A 22,854-nucleotide genomic window follows, 5' to 3' on the forward strand; every position below is an offset into this window, starting at 1 on the left:
CGCGGGCCACGGGACATGCCCTCCCCTGGCTGTCACCGATGGACATAACAGCTATATGCCCAGCCCTCGCTGCCAAGGATGCGCATGTCCCACGGAGACCTGGCAAGAAAACCGGACATGTCCCCTCGGAACGTGGGCGACGGGGACTCTGGAGTTAAAGAAAAAGCGGCTCCTGCGATTCGTAAATGAATCGCAGGAGCCGCTTTCATTCCAGCCCGGAAACCCGGGCCAGTGGCAATTAGTTGCCGGTCAGCTTCTCGCGCAGAGCGGCGAGGGCCTCGTCGGATGCCAGGGTGCCCGCGTTGGACTCAGTAGCAGCCGGCTCGGAAGAGTAGCTGGTGGTGCCGGAGTCGCTCTCGCCGGAAGCGGCAGCAGCGGCGTCGTCAGCAGCGTGCTGGGAAACCTGCTTCTTGTGAGCTTCCCAACGTGCCTGGGCGTCAGCGTACTGCTGCTCCCAAGCGGCGCGCTGCGTCTCGTAGCCCTCGAGCCATTCGTTCGACTCGGGGTCGAAGCCCTCGGGGTACTTGTAGTTGCCCTCTTCGTCGTACTCAGCGGCCATACCGTACAGAGCCGGGTCGAACTCGGTGCTGTCAGCGTCAACGCCCTCGTTAGCCTGCTTGAGGGAGAGGGAGATGCGGCGACGCTCAAGGTCGATGTCGATGACCTTGACGAAGAGCTCGTCGCCAACGGAGACGACCTGCTCAGCAAGCTCAACGTGGCGGACAGCCAGCTCGGAGATGTGAACCAGACCCTCGATGCCGTCCTCGACGCGAACGAACGCACCGAACGGAACCAGCTTGGTGACCTTACCCGGAACAACCTGGCCGAGGGCGTGGGTGCGGGCGAAGGTCTGCCACGGGTCTTCCTGCGTGGCCTTGAGGGACAGGGACACGCGCTCGCGGTCCAGATCCACTTCGAGAACCTCGACGGTGACTTCCTGGCCAACCTCGACAACCTCGGACGGGTGGTCGATGTGCTTCCAGGACAGCTCGGAAACGTGAACCAGACCATCTACGCCGCCCAGGTCCACGAATGCACCGAAGTTGACGATGGAGGAAACGACGCCGGGACGAACCTGGCCCTTTTCCAGCTTGTTAAGGAATGTGGAGCGGACCTCGGACTGGGTCTGCTCGAGCCATGCACGGCGGGAAAGAACAACGTTGTTGCGGTTCTTGTCCAGCTCGATGATCTTGGCTTCGATCTGCTGACCGATGTACGGAGCGAGGTCGCGGACGCGGCGCATCTCGACGAGGGATGCGGGCAGGAAGCCGCGCAGACCGATGTCGAGGATAAGGCCACCCTTGACAACCTCGATGACGGTACCGGTGACAACACCGTCTTCTTCCTTGACCTTCTCGATGTCGCCCCAGGCACGCTCGTACTGAGCACGCTTCTTGGAGAGGATCAGACGGCCTTCTTTGTCTTCCTTGGTGAGCACCAGGGCTTCGACCTGATCGCCAACGGAGACGACGTCCCCGGGGTCAACGTCGTGCTTGATGGAAAGCTCGCGGGAAGGGATGACACCTTCGGTCTTGTAACCGATGTCGAGCAGAACTTCGTCGCGGTCGACCTTGACGACGATACCTTCGACGAGGTCTCCGTCGTTGAAGTATTTGATGGTGGCGTCGACAGCTGCGAGGAAGTCCTCAGCGGTACCGATGTCGTTGATCGCGACTACGGGGGTACCTGGCTTCTCGGTGGAGGTGATGGTCATGTAGTAGGGGCTCCGTTGTGGATAGAGTATCGGTCAGGCAAACCGCCCGCTTTCCGTTCCCGGTCCGCAGGACACGGCAAAACGCCGGGTCATCCTGAATTGTGGATTGTAAATTTACGCGCACGTAGTACGCGCCCGTTTATTCTAGTCGTTCGCCTCAAGGAGGGTCAAAGCGGCAGCGTGTCACCGAGCCGCGCGAACGTCACGCCTCGGTCCACTAAGCGTGGCAAAGCACGTTCATAGCCCTCCGCGGTGCCGCCGGCAGGTTGATTGAAGTGTGAGATCACGATCTGTCCTGCTCCGATCTTGCCCACCTCCGAAGCGACGACCGGCGCGGGGAAGGTCGCACCGCCGTCGCCGTTCACAGTGAAGTTCACCGGCACTAGTCCGACGGCGTGAGTGATCGCCGCGGCGACGTCGTCATAGTAGGCCGTCCCTGCCCGGAAGAAGCGGGGGGCTTTACCAAAAAGCTGCTCCATGACGTCCTGGTTGCCCATGATTTCGTCGTACACCTCACCCACGTTGGACGTGCCCGCGATGCCGTAGGCGGAACGCCCGCTGACGGACAGTGGTTGGTGCCGGAAGCCGTGGTTGGCCAACTCGAACAAAGGGTCGGCCGCGAGTTCGGCGGCCAGTCCGGGGTTGGCTTTGATCCAGCGTCCGTTCACGAACAACGTGGCAGGAACGTTGAGCCTCCGCAGCGTCTTAAGCAGGCGGTGATCGCATTCTGTTCCCCGGGGGCCTCCGCAAGCATCAAAAGTCAAGACCGCATGAGTGGAGGCCGTCTTCGTGACCACACCAGCGACTCCGAGCCCCCATTCAACGGGCTTGCGTCCGGAGAATTCAGCTACGATCTGCGACTTCGACGGCGGAACCGGCCGCGTTTCGGGCACGACCGGATGGTGGCCGGCGGGCTCCACGACCGGTGTTGAAGCCTGGTCCGGACGGGCAGCTGGTGTGGCATCGGGTTGTTGGGCGCAGGCAGCCAGCCCGGCCGCCGTTAGACCGGCTGCAGCCAGCAACAATGACCGCCGGCCGGGCAAGGCCGATGGGCCGGCGGGATTACCACCAGCTGGGAATTCCCCCATGGAATCCTTCTTCTGTTGTCGATCAGGCGGGTGACGTTTTTTGCCTAGAAATGCGTCAGGCAGTGGGCTGGACGTTCGACGGCGAACATCTGCTGGCCAGCCAATGTTGCGCCTGGCGTGTGCTCGCGGATCCGGCCTGCCGAAGCCAAGGTTACAGGACTGACGGCACCCAAATAGACAGACCCCAGATCCGTGACGTCCATGCTCACGTCCGGGCTCAGGCCTTGGCTCCCACCGCGGGCGTCGCTGACGGTGACGACGCCGCCGTCGGACGCCAATTCCCAAATGCCTTCCGCAAAACCGAGCGTATCGCGGATTTCCAGCACCAAACGGCCATCGGCGCCGTAGCGGCGGGCTGACAAGGCTGCGGAGACATCGAGGACGCGCAACCACAACATGTCCCGGTAGTCGGATGACGTGACGCAGCGCCCGTCCACGAGCGCCCATGCCAGGGGGTCTTCCACCGGCGCGTCAGCCCAGGAGACCTGCTCTACGAGATCAATGCTTCCCAGGAATTGCCACAGTTCCAGGTACCCGGAGTCCGTCGCGGCCACAAGGTCCACGATTTCCACGGTGTATGGCTTCGTGTCCCAGCCGGTGAACTTGTAGGACACGTAGCCGTCAATGGTGCCGTCCGGTGCGTAATGGAGCGCCCATTTGATGGCCTTGTCCTCGCTGCCGTCACGTTTCATGGCCCCGGACACGTGATGGCGGTAGGCGTCCTGCCGCACGATGGACCCCGGCGTACGGCGGTGAACGCGTTCGAAAACCTCAGGCGCCAGTTCAAGGAGGACCCTGGGGTCCGCGATTTCCACCCGGCCCACGGGTTCGTGACGGACGCGGAACTTTGGACCGGTGTCCACCTTGATGCTCCGCTCAAAGGTTGCGACACCAAACCCAAAGCGACCGTAAATGGATGCCTCGGAAGCCGTCAGGGCTGCCATGGCGAATCCATCATCCTTGGCCGCGGCCAGATCTGCGGTCATCATCCCCCGCAAGAGGCCGTGGCGCCGATGCGTTCCGCGGACGGTGACAGCGGTGATCTGGCGCGTCCGCAGTTCTTGCCCAAAGCCAATATTCAGCTTGTTTTCCAGCGTTCCGAATGTTGCCACCGGAAAGCCCGGGTTGAGCGCGTGCAACGGTGGCGCGTCGTTGACGTAAACGCCGGTCAGCTCCCGGTTGTCCGCTTGGTACATCGCAAGAATCTTGTCGATGAGCTCATCGCTTCGTTGCTCGTCGTGGAATCCGAAGCCAACGGCTTGGAGCCAATCACGTGCTTGTCCGTAGTCCGGGTTCTCCTTGTCGACGGAACGAAAGCGCTTGACATTGTATTTTTCGTTTGTTTCCTTGGGATCAGCCACGTCCCGAGCCTAGCCAGACAGCATGGGGGCACGCCACCATATCGGCGGCGCGCCCCGTGCAAGCCTGCACCCAGGCCGGCGAGCCTGCTGCTAGTGTCCGGCGTCGTACCAACTGGAGCCGACGCCGAGCTGCACGTCCAGCGGCACCGAGAGCTGGGCTGCCGTCCCCATTTGTTCGGTCACGAGCTTTTCGACCGCTTCGCGTTCGCCGTGTGCTACCTCGAGCACGAGTTCGTCATGGACCTGCAGCAGCATCCGGGACTTCAGCCCGTGGCTGGTCAACTCGGCGGAAACGCCGAGCATGGCCCGCTTCATGAGGTCCGCGGCCGAACCCTGGATTGGGGAGTTCAGTGCAATGCGTTCGGCGATCTCCCGGTGCTGGCGGTCCGTGCTGGTCAGGTCCGGAAGATAGCGGCGGCGCCCTTCGATCGTGGCCGTGTAGCCATCGATCCTGGCCTGTTCCACTACGCCACGCAGGTAGTCGCGCACGGCGCCGAAGCGGTCGAAGTAGTCCTTCATGAGGGTCCGGGCTTCGTCCACCGAGATTTCCAGTTGCTTGGACAGGCCGAACGAGGTCAACCCATAGGCCAAGCCGTAGGACATGGCCTTGACCTTGGAGCGCATGGCACTGGTGACGTTTTCGGGTGCGACGTTGAAGATGTGCGAGCCCACGTAGCGGTGCAGGTCCTCACCGTCCTTGTAGGCCTGGATGAGTCCCTCATCGCCCGAGAGGTGCGCCATGATGCGCATTTCGATCTGTGAATAGTCGGCCGACAACAGGCACTCGTAGCCTTCGCTGACGACGAAGATTCCGCGGACGCGCCTGCCTTCCTCACTGCGCACCGGGATGTTCTGGAGATTGGGGTTGTTCGAGGAGATGCGTCCCGTGGCCGCGACGTTTTGCGCGTATGTCGTGTGGATGCGACCGTCCTCCGCCACCGATTTCTTGAGCGTCTCCAGCATCTGGGCCAGTTTGGAGGATTCCCGGTGGGCCATGAGTTGCACAAGGAACTCGTGGCCGGTCTTCTCCAGGAGGGCCTTCAACGAGGCGGCATCGGTGGTGTACCCGGACTTGATCTTCTTGGTTTTAGGCAAGCCAAGTTCTTCGAAGAGTACGGTCTGAAGCTGCTTCGGCGAGCCAAGATTGACTTCGTGGCCGATCGCGGCAAACGCCTGATCCTGGGCATTGTCGATCACCTTGGCGAGGTCCGCGAGCTGTTCATTCAGGCGGTCCATCGAGATCGATATGCCCGAGAGTTCCATCTGTGCCAGAACCCGGGCGACCGGCAGTTCGAGCGTGGTCAGGAGTGCTTCAGCTTTGCGCTCGGCGAGCTCGCTTTCGAAGTGCTTGCTCAGCGCGTGTACGACGGCGGCCTGCTGGACGAGCGCGGTAGCCGCGGCACCGTCCGGTCCGTCACCCAGTTCGAGTTCCAGCTGGCCGCTTTGTGTTGCGGCCGTGGTGACGGTAATCCTCAAATGGTGCTGGGCGAGCTCGGCGAGTTCGTAGCTGCGACGGTCCGGCTGAATCAGGTAACCGGAAATGGAGGTGTCATCCACCACGCCTTCCAGGCCCAGTCCGCGGTTATGCAAGGCCTTCAGCGCGTCCTTGAACTCGTGCATGACCTTGGCTTCTTCGGGGTCGCGAAGCCACGTGGCCAGAACTGTCTCGGCCGCGGCATCCAGCGACGAAAGCTCGATGTAAGCGGCGTCGTTGGGGCGCACGATCGCGAGGGCATCAGCGTCGTCGCCAATCCGGCCCGGGACCAGTTGCACCGCGACGGCGGCGCGGCTCCCCGCACCGGCGGCGAAGAACTCCTCCAGCGCGGCGGCGTCTTCGAGGACTTTGTAGTGAGGGGGGTCGATGGTCTCCGGGGCTGCCCCGACCGTGTCGTCGCCATAGAGTGCGAACAGCCGGGGGCGGAGGGTCCTGAACTCGAGGGTGTCGAAGAGTGTCTCGATCTCCTGGCGATTTGGACGCGGTTCCTCAAGTTCCGCGAGCGTCACAGGGAGCTCAAGGTCGCTTAGGAGCTGGTTGAGGCGGCGATTGCGCTTGACGGCGTCGATGTTTTCCCGGAGGGCTCCACCGACTTTGCCGCCGATGGAATCCAGGTTCTCCAGGATCCCTTCCAGGCCGCCGTAGAGGTTGATCCACTTGGCTGCGGTCTTGGGGCCGACACCGGGAACGCCCGCGAGGTTGTCGGCGGACTCCCCTACCAGCGCGGCGAGATCGGAGTAGCGGGACGGGGGAACGAAATACTTTTCTTCGATGGCTGCCGCGTCCATGCGAGGAATATTGGAAACACCCTGTTTCGGGTACAGGACGAACACGTTGTCCGTGATGAGCTGGAAAGCGTCACGGTCCCCTGAGACCAGGAGGACTTCGTAGCCTGCGGCCTCGCCCCGTGCCGCGAGTGTGGCGAGGATGTCGTCAGCCTCGTAGCCGGGCATCTTGATGGTCTTGATGCCCCACGCTTCCATGACTTGATCGATGAGATCGATCTGCCCGCGGAATTCCGACGGCGTCTCATTGCGGCCAGCCTTGTATTCGCTGTACTCCGCCTTGCGGAAGGTCGTGTCGTCCGAGACATCGAAGGCCACCGCGACGTGGGTGGGCTTCTGATCCTTGATGAGGTTGATCAACATCGAGGTGAAGCCATGCACGGCGTTGGTGTGCTGGCCCGAGGAGGTGGCGAAGTTCTCTGCTGGAAGAGCATAGAACGCCCGGAATGCCATCGAGTGACCATCGAGGACCAGGAGCCTCGGCTTGCCACCTGCCACCGTGCCGGTAGTGGTTGCTGCAGGATTTGGCGCCGTTGCGGTGACTGTAGCCGTAGTCGCTGGGGTGTCGGTGGGAACTGGGTCCGGTTTGGTTGTTTCGCTCACAGGTGCCAGCCTAGTTGCCATGATGGACAATTTCACGCCGGGCCCGTTCACCGACGAACTCAATGCAGCCGGCGTTCCACAGGAGTTGCACGGTTGGCTCTCCCGCTACGGCGTGGGATCGCTCGTGACGAAGATGGGCATCAAATTTCTTGAAATGAGCCCTGAACGTACCGTCGCCACCATGCCGGTGGAAGGGAACACGCAAGTGGCGGGGATCCTCCATGGCGGAGCCCATGTGGTTCTCGCCGAGACCTTGGGCTCCTTCTCGGCAGCCCTGCACGCGGGAGCCGGACGCCATGTGGTGGGGATAGAGGTAGGTGCCACCCACCATCGATCCGTAGCAAACGGTCTGGTCACTGGCACGTGCACGGCCATCCACCTTGGCGGCACGCTCGCCACTCACGAAATTGTCATGACCGATGAACACGGACGACGGCTGTCAACGGCCCGGATCACCAACATGATCCGGGAGAACAGGCACCACTGACTCAACGCCGGCCGGGGTCAGCACGCCCGTTAGCAGCCCCGGGTCACCGCGCACGTGCTGGGAACCGGTAGCGCAGCTCCACCGCCGCTCCACCCAGGGTGCGGGACGAGACCAGCTCAAGCGGCGCCGTCGTGCTCTCCACGGGAAGCAACCGCTTACCGGAGCCCAAAGCGACCGGGATAAGCGTGACAATCATCTCGTCCAGCAATCCCTCCTTGGCGAATTGGGCAACCAGGTTTCCGCCGCCGACCAGCCACACGTTCTTGTCGCCGGCGTCGGCAAGCAGGTCCGGTGCGAACTCCCGGACTTCCCCACGCGCGAACGTGACGTCCGCACCCGGTGGCGCGGCGTATTCGCGGTGGGTGAAGATCCAGCATGGAACACCCGGATAGGGCCATTTGCCCGGTTCGTGTTCCATGAGCCAGCGATAGGTCTGGCCGCCCATCACAATGCAGCCGATGCCGGCCATGAAGTCTTCGTAGCTCTCGGTGACGCCCTCGGCCTCTTCGAACTGGAGCAGCCAGCCGAGATCGTCTTCGTTGGTGGCGATATATCCGTCAAGCGAGGACGCCACGTAATACTGGAAATCCGACATGGCCTTACCCTACTCATTCGGCCGATGGGTTCCCATACTCCACGCGCACGCTCGAATCATCGCGCAACACCACCACGCGGCCTTCCTTCAGCGTCCAGCCGTCGTTGAGCAGGAAGATCCGTCCGCCGCTCACCACAAGCAGCCGGAGCCCCGTGTACCGGTACAACGGCTCGGCCGCCGTCCCGGCGGTTTCTTCGTGGACATTGGGGGCGGTAACCGCCAGCCGTTCCTTGCTGTAAACGACGGCGGTGGGCAAGAGTTGGGAGCGTTCCTGATATTCGACGGCGGCGCCGCGCCCTAGTGCCTGGGCATAGTCCGACGTGCCCCAGAACAACAGGAGCGTGACAAGCACAAAGATGAAAGAACGTTCCAGTGCGCGGGGTGTCACGGTGAGGCTGCGCCCCGAGCCCGCAGCAGCCCGGCGGCGCAGGCTCATGCCCCAGGCTCCCAGCAACAGCCCGCCTGCGATCATGTACGGCACATAGAGGAGGATCCGCTCCGGCTGCGAAATCGTCAGGACCCACATGACGGCGGCGAAAAGGAAGCCGAGCACCAGCAGTGCCGTCGCTGTCCTTCGAATGGCGGGCCGGAGGCGCTGGTCTGCCAACAGTTTGTCCACGCCGCGGTCCGCCATGAGCCATAGGAGTCCGACAAGGGCCAACCAGGCAAGAGGGCGGAACAGGGACTGGATGCTGCGCAAGATGAAGTCCTGGACGGTGTAGCCAAAGAGGCTCACGTCCAGCCCCATGGATTTTGCCTGCGCATCCGTGCGCGCCCAACCGAAATAGACCAGCAACGCCGTGGCTACGGTCAGCGGCGGGCCGATCACCGAGAGCACGTCCAGCGTGCGCTGCCAGCGGGACTCGACCAGAACCATTTCCTGGTTGTTGGCTTCCTTCTTGGCGGATTCTTCGCTCACGGCAAAGCCGCGCCGCTTCGCGATGGTTGAGGCGGTCCGCCTGTCGACGACGGCCCCGCGGTAGGGCTGCCCGACGATCCACCTGAGTCGTCGTAGAAGAACTGGGCTGCGCCGACCACGTCCAGAGTGTCAGAGATGGTGACTGTGAAGGAATTGTTGGCTGTGGCCGCCGGCGTCTTGAAATAGACCGGCGAATAGTCGCCGGCGCTTCGGGTCTCGACTCCGGAATCGATGCCGTCGATCTTCAACGAGCTCACCCGGACGTAGTAACCATCCAGGCGCACCCAGGTCCCACCCGTGCGAGGTCCGCCCGGACGTTGCAGGCCGGGAACAGGATTGAGGTTTTCGTCCACCACCGTGAGGCCGCTCAGATGGCGGGGGCACGATTCCCCGGCTCCTGGCTGAAGGGGAACTGCCGAGGTGGGGTTGCTCGCGTGGTAGTCCACCACGCCCCGCATTACAACGACGATGGCCAACTCGAGGCATCGGTTTGCGGGAACTTCCGGCACTGCCGCAGTGGCCGTTGCCGCGGCTTGCCACGACTGGCCCGTGTTGACGCGCAGCGCATCACAGACGGCGGCAGCAGCCCGCCACACGTCCTTGAAGGTGGTGCCGTCGACGCCGTCGCGCAGCCTGTCGCAGTCTTTCCCCTGGGCGTAGAGATACATCCGCCCTTCCTGGGGATCATTTGGACCGATCGGCCCGATCGGAACCCACCGCACCACAGGAGCCGCCGCTGGCGGCGGAACGTCCGGACCCGCAGGACCTCCCGGCACAAGGGTGGGTTCGACGACGGCAGTCGACGCAGAGGAGGCGGACACGGGGGCGCCGGATCCCCCGGAAGCGGCGGAGCCTTGCGCGGGGGCCGAATCTTGTGAAGGACCGGCGCAACCGCCCATGGCAAAAATAGCAGGAAGGAGCAGTAGTCCGAGGATTCGGTTCCGGGTCCCGTAGTTCATTTCAGCCCCCACCCGCCGAAGGCGGCGTATCGGCCCCTGCCAAGGGACCAATCAGCTTACGCAGCTACACAGCCGATTATTCTCCCGAATGGAGTTGACTGCCAGAGCCGGCGGGTGATGCTATTTGCTGAAGTACGGGACGATCAGATAGATCCCGAAAAGCACGGCGATGCCGCATGCCGCGAAACACAGATAGGCAAGGGACCAGACCATTGCCGGTGACTTCCGCCGGGCGTCGCCCGCGATAGCCGTGAGGCGAACGCCGAGCGAATACAGCACTACCAAGAGTACGGCCGCCACGAGGGTTGCCCCGGCCACCTGCACAAGATCCAACCACTTCATGCCCGGATGTCCTTACTCATGCTCTTGCTCGGACTTTGTTTTCTGGCGTTCTTCTTGCGGAAGCGGACAGCGGTGCCGGCTTCCTCGACTTCGACGGCGTTGTGGTGGCCCACGTGCGACTTCCTCGAGTAAATGAACATGTAGACGACGACGGCGGTGCCCACGACTGCCGCGATGACCACGCCGACAGTGCCGGTGCCAATGAGGAACGCAGTCAGGGCGCCAACGATGGCAGCGGCCGGGAGGGTGAAGAGCCATCCGGTGGCGATGCGCCCCACCGTGCCCCAACGCACAGTGGTGCCCTTACGTCCCAGTCCCGAGCCAATGACCGAGCCCGAGGCAACCTGGGTGGTGGACAGCGCGAAGCCGAGGTGGGAGGAAGCGAGGATGGCCGAGGCTGTGCTGGCCTCGGCGGAGAAGCCCTGGGCAGGCTTGACCTCGGTCAGCCCGGAGCCCATGGTCCGGATGATGCGCCAGCCACCGGCGTAGGTTCCGATGGCGATGGCAAGTGCGCAGGCCCCGATGACCCAGAGCTGCGGGCCGCTGCCCGCCGGCTGGGTTCCAGCGGCGATCAGGACGAGGGTGATGATGCCCATGGTCTTCTGCGCGTCGTTGGTGCCGTGGGCCAACGCGACGAGGCTGGAGGTGAAGATCTGGCCCGTACGGAATCCGCCGCGCTTCTGGGTCAGCTTGTCACCGGTTTCGGGGTCATGACGGGATGTCAGGGCGTAGGCGAGCCTGGTGCAAAGATAGGCCACGGCGCCGGCGAGCAGTGGCGAGAAGATGGCCGGAAGAATGACCTTCTGGAGCACCGTATCGAAGTTGACTGCGTGGAATCCAATGCCGACGATCGCCGCACCGATGAGCCCGCCAAAAAGCGCGTGCGAAGAACTGGACGGCAGCCCCTTGAGCCAAGTGAACATGTTCCACAGAACGGCCCCCATGAGCCCGGCGAAGATGATCTCCGGCGTGATGTGGATCCCGTCCGTGCCTTCGCGGATAAGGCCTCCGGAAATGGTCTTCGCCACTTCGGTCGACAGGAACGCGCCCACGAGGTTGAGGACCGCGGCCAGGGCAACAGCCGTCTTGGGCTTGATAGCGCCGGTAGCAATCGGGGTGGCCATTGCGTTCGCTGTGTCGTGGAACCCGTTAGTGAAGTCAAAAAATAAGGCCAGCGCTATGACAAGCGCGACCATGAAGGTGATTTCCACCTAGTGCCCAATCTGCAGAGTCGACGATGCGCAGTTCCACTTCCCCGGGGCCTGCCTTGCACAGCACAGTTCAACAACCGTTCATCTGACTGTACTGGCGGAATTAACTATGGCGGGCGTGAAACCTTAAGAATCCTACGTGCCATTGCCAGCATGGCCAAACATCGATTCAGCCGAGGAATTGCCGGACGGCCGCGATATCGCTCCGGGACAAGCCACGCCGCGGGTCCGGTGAGATCCAAAGCACCCGGTCACCAAGGAATTCCGCCCAAGAGCGGGCTGCAGCCTCTTGGGCCAACTGATCATCCATCCACACGAAGCGTTCGGCTCCGGACTCTTGGACGTCCTTTTGCAAAACGTCCAACTTCCACCAATCCGCAGTCTCGTCCCAACCGTCGCTGGTCAAGACGGGCCAATGTTCACCGTGGAGACCGATTGCCGGACACAGGAACTCCGGGGCGAGCTGCTGCCACGTGGTCAGCCAGACAAACCTCGCTGCAGGATGTGCGGCCAGCTCATTGAGCTCGTCAACCAACTCGGCGGCGTAAACGACGTCCAGTATTCCGGCGTCGGCGATTTTCCATTCAGTACCCCAATCGGTGAAGCCCAGGGGACCAAAGGGGTTCACGACGCCGTCGACGTCAAGATACAGGGTAACAATGCCCACAGAGCCCCCTCCCGGACTTGGCGATAAGCCCAGCGTAGGGCAAAGGAGCGGCGGCGCGGCGGTCTGAATCAAGGAACGCTCAAGACGATTCACTATCTTGACGTCCGTCACAAAACTGATACGCTCAAGGCATGGAAAACCGCACCGGCCACTCCGCCGGCCACTCCGCCCAAAGCATCAGGCACCTCGAAGATTCGGTCCGTACCGACTTCAGCCAAGCCATGTCCTACGGCGGGTACCTGGACCTTGACCGCCTGCTGACAGCCCAGCACCCATTGAGCACCCCAGAACACCATGACGAAATGTTGTTCATCATCCAGCACCAAACCAGCGAACTATGGCTCAAGCTCATCCTCCATGAACTCCTTGAGGCACGCCGGCTCCTTGATGTGGACAACCTTGCCAAGGCCCTCAAATGCATCGCACGGGTCAAAGCGATCCAGCGGACCATGACTGAGCAGTGGTCGGTCCTGGGCACACTCACTCCTCGTGAGTACTCCGAATTCCGGCGCTTCCTGGGCAGTTCCTCTGGCTTCCAGTCCCACCAGTACCGCGGCGTCGAGTTCCTCCTGGGCAACAAGAACCGCGACATGCTCCGCGTCTTTGAGAGCGATCCGGCCGCGCACAGCCAGCTCAACGCCCTCGTGGAGGAGCCGACGCTCTACGATGCCTTCCTCGCAGTACTGGCGCGGGCGGGCTACGCAGTTCCCGCCGACATCCTGGAACGTGACACAAGCGAACCGTGGACGTTCCACAAGGACCTTGTCCCCGTCTTCCAGGAGATCTACGAATCGGAAGCCACCCCGTGGGGTTTCTATGAGGCATGCGAAGACCTCGTGGACATCGAAGACAATTTCCATGCCTGGCGTTTCCGCCACTTGCGCACGGTGCAACGGACCATCGGATTCAAGGTGGGTACGGGCGGCTCATCGGGCGTCGACTTCCTCAAGCGGGCACTTGACCTGACATTCTTCCCAGAGCTTTACGCCGTCCGCACCGAGATCGGCAACTGAACAGCAATTCAAGGCAAACCGGCACTTCCAGCAACCCCATCAGTTTTCTTCAGGAGAGACATGAATAGCGTGCAGCAAACGCAACGGCCGACGTCGGCCGAACTCGACGCCGTAGATCCCCTCGCCGAGCAGCGCGAGGCTTTCTACACCCCCGACGCCGGTCAGCTCGCCGCCTATCTCGACGGCAACTCGCTCGGCCGCCCGCTCAAGGCCACTTCGGCGAAGCTGGCTTCATTCGTCCAGGACGCGTGGGGCAGCCGCCTCATCCGAGGCTGGGACGAACAGTGGATGGACGAGCCCACGAGGGTCGGCGACCGGATCGGCGCCGTCACGCTGGGTGCAGCCGCCGGCCAGGTCACGGTCGGAGATTCCACCTCCGTCATGCTTTACAAGCTCATCCGGGCCGCGGTGGATGCACAGCCGGGCCGCGATGAGATCGTGGTTGACCGCGACAACTTCCCCACCGACCGTTTCATCATCGAGGGCATCGCGGCGGAAAAGGGCGCCACCATCAAGTGGGTCGCCTCCAACCCGGCAAGCGGCGTCCGGACCACGGACCTTGAGGGACTGCTCAGCGAGCGGACCGCCGTGGTCGTCCTCAGCCATGTAGCGTACCGTTCCGGCTTCCTTGCAGACGCCGAGGCGATCACCACGTTGGTGAAGGACGCCGGCGCCCTCATGCTCTGGGATCTGTGCCACTCAGTAGGCTCAGTACCCCTCGAACTGGATGCTTGGGGCGTTGACCTCGCAGTCGGTTGCACGTACAAGTACCTCAATGGCGGGCCGGGTTCCCCCGCGTTCGCGTATGTCAACGCTGCGCAGCAGGACCGCTTGCAGCAGCCCATTTGGGGTTGGATGGGCGCCGACAACCCTTTCGGCATGACAGAAAGCTACAAGCCAGCCGAGGGGATCCGCCGCTTCATCACCGGCACACCGCCGGTTCTCGCCATGCAGCCGCTCAAGGACATGGTGGAGCTCATTGCGTCCGTCGGGATGGACGCCGTGCGGGAGAAGTCCATCAAGCTCACCGAATACGCAGTTGCTTTGGCCGAGGACATGCTGGTCCCCCTCGGCGCTGAGATCGTCAGCCCGCGCAACACCGCAGAGCGTGGCTCGCACATCACCGTGGACCATCCCCTCTTCGGCGAGGTCACCCAGAAACTCTGGGAGCGGGGAGTCATCCCGGACTTCCGTCCGCCGCACGGACTGCGCATCGGCCTCTCGCCGCTGAGCACCAGCTATGCCGAAGTTGAGCTGGGTATGATCGCCATCCGGGACGCCCTCGCCGAGCTCTTGTGAGTGCTGTCCTTGACGACATGGACTCCCGGCCAGGGAGCACCACGTCGCTGCTACGCACGGTGATCGGCCTGTACTTGCGCGATGCCGGTGGATGGATGTCCACCAGGCACATCATCGCCCTCATGGAGGCCCTCGGAGTCACCGCAGCTGTGACCCGAACGGCCTTGTCTCGGTTGAAAAAGAAGGACATCGTGCTCCCCCGGCCGTGTCAGGGTGTTCCCGGCTTCGCCATCACCGACGGCGCCGCGGCCATGCTTGCCCGCGGCGACCGCCGGATCTACCACCCCCGGCTCATGTCGTCCGGGGACCGTTGGTGCCTTGTGTCCTTTTCCATACCGGAAACCGAGCGGGAAAAGCGGCACCAATTGCGGCGCAGGCTCCACTGGATTGGCTGCGGCACGGTGGCAGCGGGGCTGTGGATCTGCCCGGATTCCCTGCGCGAGGAAGTGGAGGAGATCTTGGAGGACCTTGAGGTGCGGGGCATGGCCACGGTGTTCGTCACGGACGCTCCCTTGGTTGGCGGCAGCCTCCGCGATGCCGCCTCCGCATGGTGGGATCTGGACGCAGTGGCGGAACTGCATCGAGACTTCATCCGGCACCATGGTTCCGCGGCCGACGGCGGTAGTTCGGTCACGAGCCCGGCTGCGGGTTCCGATGGGACTCGCCCGACGATGGGGGCTTCTCCGGAAGCCTCGGCCGAAACCTTCGCCAGTTATGTCCGCTGCATCGACCGCTGGCGGATCATCCCGTATCTGGACCCAGGCCTGCCGGCCGAATTCCTGCCTGAGGATTGGCCCGGATTGGAAGGGATCGCTGTGTTTCAGCACATAGGAACCGCCTATTCCAAGCCGAGCGCGGAATTCGTCCAGGCGACGTTGGAAGCGTAGCCGGGACGGCCTGAGCGCTGGAACCCCGTGATCACCCCGGGCACCAGGAGTAGTCTGGAAACATGAACTTCCCCGATGGCGGATGGTTCGCGAGGTTGCCATGACTCGCACCTGGTTGCGTTGGTTGCCGGCCGCGATGGTTCCGGTAGCCCTTGCTGCGGCAGCTCTGGCTGGTTCTTACCAGGCGGGAGCTGCGACGAGCCTGCCGCACAAGACGGCCGCGGAAGTCATCGCCATGATCGGGCGCTCCGAAGTCCGAGCCTTGTCCGGTACGCTTCAACAAAATTCCGAGCTGGGACTCCCCCAGCTCCCCACCACCGGACCTGCCGCAACTCAGGGCCCGGCTTCCGTGATCGAACTCTTGAGCGGTTCGCACACGGCCAGGGTCTACCTGGACGGCCCCTCCAAGGCCAGGTTCCAGGTGATGGACATGCTCGCCGAGCGCGAACTCGTCCGCAATGGCAACGATCTCTGGCTCTACAACTCGGCCGACAACAGCGCGGCGCATGTGACGTTGCCTACGCCGCCCAGGACGGGCAGCCTGGCCCCGCGTGCGACACCAACCCCAGGAATGGCCACACCTGACGTCGTCGCGCAACACTTCCTCGCCGCCGTCGAGCCCAGTACGGAAGTGACGGTGGGCGATGGAACCACGGTGGCCGGCCGCACGGCCTACCAGTTGGTGATCAAGCCACGCAGTACCGGAACGCTGGTCGACTCCGTGACGATTGCCGTTGATTCCGCGTCCGGTCTGCCGCTCGGCGTCGATGTGCAGGCACGGGGCCAGGCCGCAGCGGCCTTTTCGCTCGCCTTCACTGACGTGAACCTGTCCGCGCCCGACGCCGGTCTGTTCAGTTTCACTCCACCCCGCGGTGCCGCTGTGGAGCAGAAGGCAGCTCCGCAACTGCATGCCCTGCCGGGTAAGACCGGCCCGACATCCCCCGCGAAAAAGGAAACTGGCCGGCCCACGATCATTGGCACTGGCTGGGACGCAGTGATCGGATTGCCTGCAGGCACGGTGCCCGCTGATGTCCGGACTACTCCGTTGATGGCCCAGCTCACCCAGGCAGTGCCCGGCGGCCGCGCGCTGACTACCAGCCTGGTGACGGTCCTGATGCTCGACGACGGCCGCGTCTTCGCGGGAATGGTGCCACTTGAGCGGCTGCAAGCTGCAGCCGCCACACAGTGACGGAGGTATCCCCGCCAGCCGATCTGGCGATAGAAACACGGGGACTCAGTAAGCGTTTCCGCCACCGGGCCGCCGTCGACGGAATCGATCTGGCAGTTCCCCGCGGCTCAGTTTTCGGCTTCCTCGGCCCCAACGGCTCCGGGAAGACCACCACCATCCGGTTGCTGCTTGGCTTGGCAGCCGCCACGAACGGCCACATCCGGGTTCTAGGCGGCGAAATGCCACGCCAACTGGCAGCCGTTCTACCTCACGTCGGCTCCTTGGTGGAGGGGCCGGCTTTCTACCCGTTCCTGTCCGGTGCCGCGAACCTTCGGCGACTGGACAGCGCCGACCTGCATGCCTCCCCGTCGACCCGGGCTGCACGGGTCGACGAAGCCCTTGAGCGGGTGGGGTTGTCCCACGCGGCGGGCAAGAAGGTCCGCGCCTACTCCCTCGGGATGAAGCAGCGCTTGGGCATTGCACATGCCCTCCTGCGTCCGAGGGAACTGCTCGTCTTGGATGAACCCACCAACGGCTTGGATCCACAAGGCACCAGGGAAGTGCGGAGCCTCGTGCGCTCCCTCGCCGCCGGAGGCACCACGGTGTTTGTTTCCAGCCACCTCCTCGCCGAAGTGGAGCAGATGTGCACCCACGTTGGCGTCATGAGCGTGGGCAAGCTCGTCGCTCAAGGAACCCTCCATGAACTCCGGGCCGCAGGGACGGCCACCATCCGGCTCCACACCCCTGATATCGAAGCAGCTGTGCGCGTCTTGTCCCGGCTGGGCTTGCAGTCGGAGCTGTCAGCTGCTTCACACGGCTCGGATGGCCAGAGCCTGGTCAGTACCGGTTCGCCGGGGCACGATGTGGCTCCCGAGGCGATCGTCGCGGCCCTCGTCGCGGACGGCGTCAGGGTCCGGGGCTTTGGGGTGGAGAACGCCAGCCTGGAGGAGCGCTTCGTCTCCCTCACCGGAGAGGGCTTCGACATTGCTGGCTGAACAGGGAACCGGACCCTTGACCGGACCGCCCAGGGTCGGGCCATCAAACTCGTGGTCCCTCATGGCCTCGGAGCTCTCGGTGTTGTTCAGGCGGCTCCGCACCTGGGCCATGTTGCTGGCGCTCGCCGCCATTCCCCTCCTCATTGCAGCGGCTGTCAAACTGAGCTCGCATCCCGTGGCTCCGGGCCGGGGGCCACCCTTCCTGGACCGGATCACCCAGAACGGGCTGTTCGTTGGCGTGACGGCGTTGATCGTCTCCGTACCCTTGTTCCTGCCCCTCACCATCGGGGTGGTGGCAGGCGACACGATTGCCGGAGAAGCGAACCTGGGTACGCTCAGGTACTTGCTCGTCGCGCCCGCTGGGCGCGTCCGCCTCTTGCTGATCAAATACACGGCCGCCGCCGTGTTCTGCTTGGCAGCGACCCTGACGGTGGCCGCTGCCGGTGCGCTGGCCGGCGTCGTACTCTTCCCCGTGGGCCCCGTCACGCTGCTCTCGGGCGACACTATCGGCGTCGGCGAATCCGTGCTGCGATCCTTGCTGATTGCTGCCTACATTGCCGTCTCGCTGCTAGGACTGTCCGCGATCGGGCTGGCAATTTCCACCTTTACGGACGTGCCTGTCGGAGCCATGGCAGCAACCATTGTGCTGTCCGTCGTGTCGCAAGTGGCAGACAACCTCCCGCAACTGGAGTGGCTGCATCCGTGGTTGTTCAGCCATTACTGGTTGGGCTTCGCGGATCTCCTGCGCCAGCCCATCTCATGGGCAAGCTTCGGGGACAATGCCCTGCTGCAAGCGGGCTACATACTTGCGGCGGGGGCCTTGGCCTATGGCAAGTTCACGAGCAAGGATGTCCTGTCCTGAAGTACGGCCTGCCCGTAAGCTCGTGGCATGGCAAGATTCTTCGATGTTCACCCGCAGGACCCCCAACCACGCGCAATTGCCCAGGTGGTGAATATCCTCCAGTCCGGCGGGCTGATCGCCTACCCCACTGATTCCTGCTACGCACTCGGCGCGCAAATTGGAAACAGGGAAGCCCTCGACCGGATACGCTCGATCCGGCAGCTCGACGGCAAACACCATTTCACCTTGGTCTGCAAGGACTTCGCCCAGCTCGGCCAGTTCGTCATGATCGACAACGATGTGTTCCGAAGCATCAAAGCCGTCACGCCAGGGAGCTACACGTTCATCCTGCCTGGTACCAAGGAAGTGCCGCGCCGCCTCCTGCACCCCAAGAAGAAGACGGTGGGCGTGCGCATTCCAGACCATAACTTCGTCCAGGCCTTGCTGGCCGAACTGGGTGAGCCACTCCTCTCCAGCACCTTGTTGCTGCCCGGCGAGGAGGAGCCATTGACCCAAGGTTGGGAAATCAAGGAGCGCTTGGACAATTTGGTGGATGCCGTGATCGACTCCGGGGACACCGGAGCGGAGCCCACAACGGTGGTGGACTTCTCCAGCGGCACAGCGGAAGTCGTCCGGCGCGGCACCGGCGATCCCTCCCGTTTCGAGTGAGCATGTCAGTCTCCGAATCCCGTATCACCATCGACGTCGATGGCGCACCGATCTCCGGCATCTACGGCCGGCCTGACAAACCGTTCGCGACGCTCGCGCTCGCCCACGGCGCCGGAGCGGGCATGGAGCATCCCTTCCTGGGCGGCCTCGCGCGCGCATTGAACGACGACGGCGTCGCCACGTTGCGCTTCAACTTCCCTTACCGCGAAGCCGGTAAGAGATTCCCCGACCGGCCGCCCGCGGCGATCGCGGCATGGCGGGCCGTCATGGAGGTGGCGGCGTCCCGTTCGGAGGGTGAGCCGCTGTGGGCGGCCGGCAAGTCCTTCGGTGGCCGCATGGCATCGATGGCAGTCGCTGAGGGAATGCCCGCGGCTGGACTCGTCTATCTCGGCTACCCCCTACACCCGCCGGGGAAGCCGGAGAAGCTCCGTGACGAGCACCTCTATGGGCTCACCATGCCGATGCTCTTCCTGCAGGGCACCCGGGATACCTTCGCGACGCCCGAGCTGCTGGAAGGCGTGGCGTCCCGGATTGGCCCGACCGCCACCATCGAATGGTGGGACGGCGGCGACCATTCCTTCAATCGCGTGGGAGTCAAAAAGAGCGCGGCGGATGTCGGTGCCTCATTGGCGGCCCCGGTGTCGGCATTCCTTCGCGGGAATGGTTGAACGGGCCGCCTGTTGCCAAGCCTTCGCCGTCTACTAGCCCTTCGGCGCGGCGACGGCAATGCCAGGCGGCAACGGCTCGTGCCGCAGGTACTCGCGCCGGAAACGACCGCTGCCGGCGGTCAAACCGCGCAGCACGATCGCGTAGCGCAGCAATTCCTGTTCCGGGACCTCGGCGCTGATTTCAGTACTTTCTCCGGCCACGGACGTGGTTCCGGTGACTCGTCCACGGCGGGAAGACAAATCGCTCATGACGGCGCCTACGTGTTCGTCTGCAACAAGGACGGTGACGGCCGAAATCGGTTCCAGGAGTTGAATGCTGCTTGCCGCAGCGGCCTCCCGCAATGCCAACGCGCCTGCGGCCTGGAAAGCCGCGTCCGAGGAATCGACACTGTGCGTCTTGCCGCCCACCAGGGTCACCCTGATGTCGACCACCGGGAAGCCTGCGCGCACCCCTTTGTTCATCTGGGCCCGGACGCCTTTCTCGACCGAAACGACATAAGTCCCGGGGATGACTCCGCCGACAATCCTGTCGACGAATTCGAAACCCGCCCCGCGTTCAAGGGGTTCCACTTCAATATCGCAAATCGCGTATTGTCCGTGGCCACCCGATTGCTTGACATAGCGGCCATGGCCGGCAGCCTGGGCGGCGAAGGTCTCCCTGAGCGGGGTGATGACGTCGACCGTTTGCAGCTTCACCCCCTGCTCCCGCAAGCGGTCCAGGACTGCCTCCGCGTGCGCTTCTCCCATGCACCACAAGACCAGCTGATGGGTTTCAGCGTTGCGCTCCACCCTCAGGGTCGGATCACCTGCCGCGACCTTGGCCAGGCTCTTGGACAATGCGTCCTCGTCGCCATGCGAGGCCGCTTCGATTGCCACAGGCATGAGAGGTTCCGGCATGTCCCAGGTCTCCACGAGCAACGGAGCCTCCCGAGCGGAAACGGTGTCTCCCGTCTCGGCGCTCGCTACCTTCGCCAGCGCACAAATGTCCCCGGCCACCGCGAACGGCACCGGCCGGAGGCTGGACCCCAACGGGGAGTAAAGATGGGTGATCCGTTCGTCGCTGTCGTGGTCTGGATGGCCCCGTTCGGCCAGGCCGTGCCCGCCCACGTGCACGGCGGAGTCCTCGCGAAGCGTCCCCGAGAAAAGCCGGACAAGGCACACGCGCCCCAGGAACGAGTCAACGGTGGTCCGTACCACTTCGCCAAGGAGAGGGCCATACGGATCGCACGTCAGAGGTTCCATGGGTGTCCCACCCAAGTCAGTAACCGAAGGCAGGCTCCGTTCAGTCGGCGACGGAAATGCCCGGGTCAGAACCTCCAGCAGCTCTGCCGTGCCGACACCGGTCACTGAGGACGTTGCCAGCACCGGGAAGAACGTTCCACGGACGATTGCGGTCTCCAAGTCCTCCACGAGGGTACTGAGGGGGACCTCCTCGCCGCCGAGGTACCGGTCCATCAACGTCTCGTCCTCGCTCTCGGAGATGATGCCCTCGATAAGCTCACCGCGGGAACCGTCCGAGCCACCTAGTTCCTCTGCCGTCGCGGGACGCACTGCGGGGCGCGGATCCCCTGAGGTGTACTCCGACACTGAGCCCGAAAGAAGCCCGAGCAATCCCGAGACGGTGTCACCTTTGCGGACCGGCAAGTGAAGAGGCAGGACCGAATCACCGAAGGATCTGCGGCATTCGGCGAGGACGGCATCGTAGTTCGCCCGTGGATGATCAAGCCGGCTGATCACCACTGCCCGGGGCATGCCGACCCGCTCGCATTCGCTCCACAGAGCGGTGGTCCCTGCGTCGACGCCGTCAACGGCCGACACGACGAACAACGCGGCATCCGCCGCACGCAGTCCCGCACGCAGCTCGCCCATGAAATCGGCGTAGCCCGGGGTATCGAGGAGGTTCACTTTGACGTCGTCGAACACCAGGGGCGCTGCCGAGAGTCCGATGGATCGTTGCTGGTGGACAGCTGTAGCTTCCGAGTCACTCACGGTGGTGCCTTCGACGATCGAACCCATGCGGGATACGACGCCGGCGGCATAGAGAAGCGACTCGAGCAGCATCGTCTTTCCGGCGCCCGAGCGGCCAATCAAGACAACGTTGCGGATGTTTTCGGGCCGATCGGCTGGAGCCGAAGAAGCGTCTGCGCGCCGAAGATCGGGGTTGGTCCGGTTCGCCGCCTTCGTCGCACTGCCTGAGCCTTTCACCGACATGAGCACCTCCTGGAGTAGAAGCCGAATCCCCCGCGTCCCTTGCTAACCGATTCCACACCCTGGACCGGCGGACGGCAAGAGGAAAGCCAACTCACGGCGCCGAAACCCCGCACGCGCTAGGAGAGCATGCCCCACACCACGCGCACGGAAAAGGCTGCGCTTGCGGCAATGACTACCGCGAACGCCACGAGCCACAGCGAGGACGGCACCCCGGTTGAACGGGCCAGGATGTAGGCGTCGGAGGACGCCAGCCGGTCCCGGCGCCGGGTGTGGACCGATGCAACCTTGAACCAGTCCCGCACCGCGCCGACTTCCAAGGCTATGCCGAGTCCCAACACCACGTGGCTGACCGTCGAGGCATTGGCGAACATGACAAGCAGTTGGGCAATCGCGGCGCTAAGGAGCGCAACGAAGATTCCGGTGAAGTTCCGCAGGAAGATCAGCGCGGCCAGCAGCACCAACGCCCCAATGGACATGGCCGCTCCTGACCGCCCAGCCGACACAGACCAGATGAGCGCCACACCCACCACAGCGGGACTCGGATATCCCCAAAACCCGGACCAGGTCGCTCCAAACTTGCCGCGCCCGCTGCTGAGGAGTTGTCCGGAATGGTCGAGCCCAAGCTTGAGGCCGTGAACAATGCGACCTGTCATGAGGGCAGCGAACGCGTGTCCCAGTTCATGCACGAAGGTCACATAAAGGCCAAACCACCGCCACGTGGCCCGCGGGATACTCAGTATGACGGCAGCGGCCAGGATGCCCAGCACAACAGGGGTCGCCAGGTTCGGGACCTCTGCCGTGGTGAATCCCCGCAGGACGGCCTGCCACCAGTCGTTGGCCAGGTCAGCGGGACGCAATTCCATGTTCATCACAGTGG

Annotated in this window: 21 protein-coding genes; 9 read left to right on the forward strand and 12 right to left on the reverse strand. The window is 63.6% G+C overall.

The window, feature by feature from the left end:
- Positions 1-238: 238 nt before the first annotated feature.
- The 4 genes from rpsA to polA form a co-directional block, all read right to left on the reverse strand.
- Positions 239-1,714, reverse strand: a complete 1,476-nt coding sequence (gene rpsA, locus HNP00_RS02160) for a 30S ribosomal protein S1 (RefSeq protein WP_184735405.1) — start codon at positions 1,712-1,714, stop codon at positions 239-241.
- A 167-nt stretch (positions 1,715-1,881) separates the two neighbouring features.
- The gene (locus tag HNP00_RS02165) at positions 1,882-2,802 is read right to left on the reverse strand and encodes a polysaccharide deacetylase family protein (RefSeq protein ID WP_184735407.1); all 921 of its coding nucleotides are present in this window, start codon (positions 2,800-2,802) and stop codon (positions 1,882-1,884) included.
- A 44-nt stretch (positions 2,803-2,846) separates the two neighbouring features.
- On the reverse strand, positions 2,847-4,163 hold the full coding sequence (locus tag HNP00_RS02170; RefSeq protein WP_184735409.1) for a GNAT family N-acetyltransferase: 1,317 nt from the start codon (positions 4,161-4,163) through the stop codon (positions 2,847-2,849).
- 90 nt (positions 4,164-4,253) lie between these two features.
- A complete protein-coding gene (gene polA / locus HNP00_RS02175; protein ID WP_260404732.1) occupies positions 4,254-6,896 on the reverse strand; it encodes a DNA polymerase I in 2,643 nt (880 codons plus the stop codon).
- Positions 6,897-7,065: 169 nt separating this feature from the next.
- On the opposite strand from polA, the gene HNP00_RS02180 reads away from it, so the two are divergent.
- Positions 7,066-7,533 carry a hotdog fold thioesterase gene (locus tag HNP00_RS02180; RefSeq protein ID WP_184735413.1) on the forward strand — a complete coding sequence of 156 codons (468 nt, stop codon included), beginning with the start codon at positions 7,066-7,068 and terminating at the stop codon, positions 7,531-7,533.
- Between the two features lie 43 nt (positions 7,534-7,576).
- Here the strand turns inward: HNP00_RS02180 and HNP00_RS02185 are convergent, their stop codons facing one another.
- The 6 genes from HNP00_RS02185 to HNP00_RS02210 form a co-directional block, all read right to left on the reverse strand.
- The gene (locus HNP00_RS02185) at positions 7,577-8,128 is read right to left on the reverse strand and encodes a dihydrofolate reductase family protein (protein WP_184735415.1); all 552 of its coding nucleotides are present in this window, start codon (positions 8,126-8,128) and stop codon (positions 7,577-7,579) included.
- Between the two features lie 13 nt (positions 8,129-8,141).
- Positions 8,142-9,047, reverse strand: coding sequence for a hypothetical protein (locus HNP00_RS02190; RefSeq protein WP_311770469.1), 906 nt, complete (start codon positions 9,045-9,047; stop codon positions 8,142-8,144).
- Positions 9,044-10,006 (reverse strand): hypothetical protein, encoded by a 963-nt coding sequence (locus tag HNP00_RS02195; protein WP_184735417.1) that lies wholly within the window; start codon positions 10,004-10,006, stop codon positions 9,044-9,046. The genes HNP00_RS02190 and HNP00_RS02195 overlap by 4 nt, the downstream gene beginning before the upstream one ends.
- Before the next feature lie 120 nt (positions 10,007-10,126).
- The gene (locus HNP00_RS02200; protein WP_184735419.1) at positions 10,127-10,348 is read right to left on the reverse strand and encodes a hypothetical protein; all 222 of its coding nucleotides are present in this window, start codon (positions 10,346-10,348) and stop codon (positions 10,127-10,129) included.
- Positions 10,345-11,559, reverse strand: coding sequence for an inorganic phosphate transporter (locus HNP00_RS02205; protein ID WP_184735421.1), 1,215 nt, complete (start codon positions 11,557-11,559; stop codon positions 10,345-10,347). Before HNP00_RS02205 ends, HNP00_RS02200 begins: the two co-directional genes overlap by 4 nt.
- Positions 11,560-11,728: 169 nt before the next feature.
- Entirely contained in the window at positions 11,729-12,226 is a 498-nt protein-coding gene (locus HNP00_RS02210) for an HAD domain-containing protein (protein WP_184735423.1), read from the reverse strand.
- Positions 12,227-12,357: 131 nt separating this feature from the next.
- On the opposite strand from HNP00_RS02210, the gene kynA reads away from it, so the two are divergent.
- From kynA to HNP00_RS02250, 8 genes are all read left to right on the forward strand, one after another.
- Positions 12,358-13,239 (forward strand): tryptophan 2,3-dioxygenase, encoded by an 882-nt coding sequence (kynA, locus tag HNP00_RS02215; protein ID WP_184735425.1) that lies wholly within the window; start codon positions 12,358-12,360, stop codon positions 13,237-13,239.
- Positions 13,240-13,299: 60 nt separating this feature from the next.
- On the forward strand, positions 13,300-14,538 hold the full coding sequence (locus HNP00_RS02220) for a kynureninase (RefSeq protein WP_184735427.1): 1,239 nt from the start codon (positions 13,300-13,302) through the stop codon (positions 14,536-14,538).
- Positions 14,535-15,425: a PaaX family transcriptional regulator C-terminal domain-containing protein gene (locus HNP00_RS02225; protein ID WP_184735429.1), complete on the forward strand. Its 891-nt coding sequence runs from the start codon at positions 14,535-14,537 to the stop codon at positions 15,423-15,425. The genes HNP00_RS02220 and HNP00_RS02225 overlap by 4 nt, the downstream gene beginning before the upstream one ends.
- A 100-nt stretch (positions 15,426-15,525) precedes the next feature.
- Positions 15,526-16,614, forward strand: a complete 1,089-nt coding sequence (locus HNP00_RS02230) for a DUF2092 domain-containing protein (protein ID WP_184735431.1) — start codon at positions 15,526-15,528, stop codon at positions 16,612-16,614.
- The gene (locus HNP00_RS02235) at positions 16,611-17,588 is read left to right on the forward strand and encodes an ABC transporter ATP-binding protein (protein ID WP_311770470.1); all 978 of its coding nucleotides are present in this window, start codon (positions 16,611-16,613) and stop codon (positions 17,586-17,588) included. Before HNP00_RS02230 ends, HNP00_RS02235 begins: the two co-directional genes overlap by 4 nt.
- Positions 17,589-17,649: 61 nt before the next feature.
- Complete coding sequence (locus tag HNP00_RS02240) at positions 17,650-18,450, forward strand: ABC transporter permease (RefSeq protein WP_184735656.1); 801 nt, start codon at positions 17,650-17,652, stop codon at positions 18,448-18,450.
- 27 nt (positions 18,451-18,477) lie between these two features.
- Positions 18,478-19,098, forward strand: a complete 621-nt coding sequence (locus HNP00_RS02245) for an L-threonylcarbamoyladenylate synthase (RefSeq protein WP_184735433.1) — start codon at positions 18,478-18,480, stop codon at positions 19,096-19,098.
- Positions 19,099-19,100: 2 nt separating this feature from the next.
- Positions 19,101-19,766, forward strand: coding sequence for an alpha/beta family hydrolase (locus HNP00_RS02250; protein ID WP_184735435.1), 666 nt, complete (start codon positions 19,101-19,103; stop codon positions 19,764-19,766).
- Positions 19,767-19,799: 33 nt separating this feature from the next.
- Here the strand turns inward: HNP00_RS02250 and HNP00_RS02255 are convergent, their stop codons facing one another.
- Together HNP00_RS02255 and HNP00_RS02260 are read right to left on the reverse strand one after the other, a co-directional pair.
- Positions 19,800-21,977 carry an elongation factor G-like protein EF-G2 gene (locus HNP00_RS02255; protein ID WP_184735438.1) on the reverse strand — a complete coding sequence of 726 codons (2,178 nt, stop codon included), beginning with the start codon at positions 21,975-21,977 and terminating at the stop codon, positions 19,800-19,802.
- A gap of 116 nt (positions 21,978-22,093) precedes the next feature.
- On the reverse strand, positions 22,094-22,846 hold the full coding sequence (locus HNP00_RS02260) for a M50 family metallopeptidase (RefSeq protein ID WP_260404733.1): 753 nt from the start codon (positions 22,844-22,846) through the stop codon (positions 22,094-22,096).
- Positions 22,847-22,854 lie beyond the last annotated feature (8 nt).

The organism is Arthrobacter sp. AZCC_0090 (assembly GCF_014207375.1).
Lineage (GTDB): Bacteria > Actinomycetota > Actinomycetes > Actinomycetales > Micrococcaceae > Arthrobacter.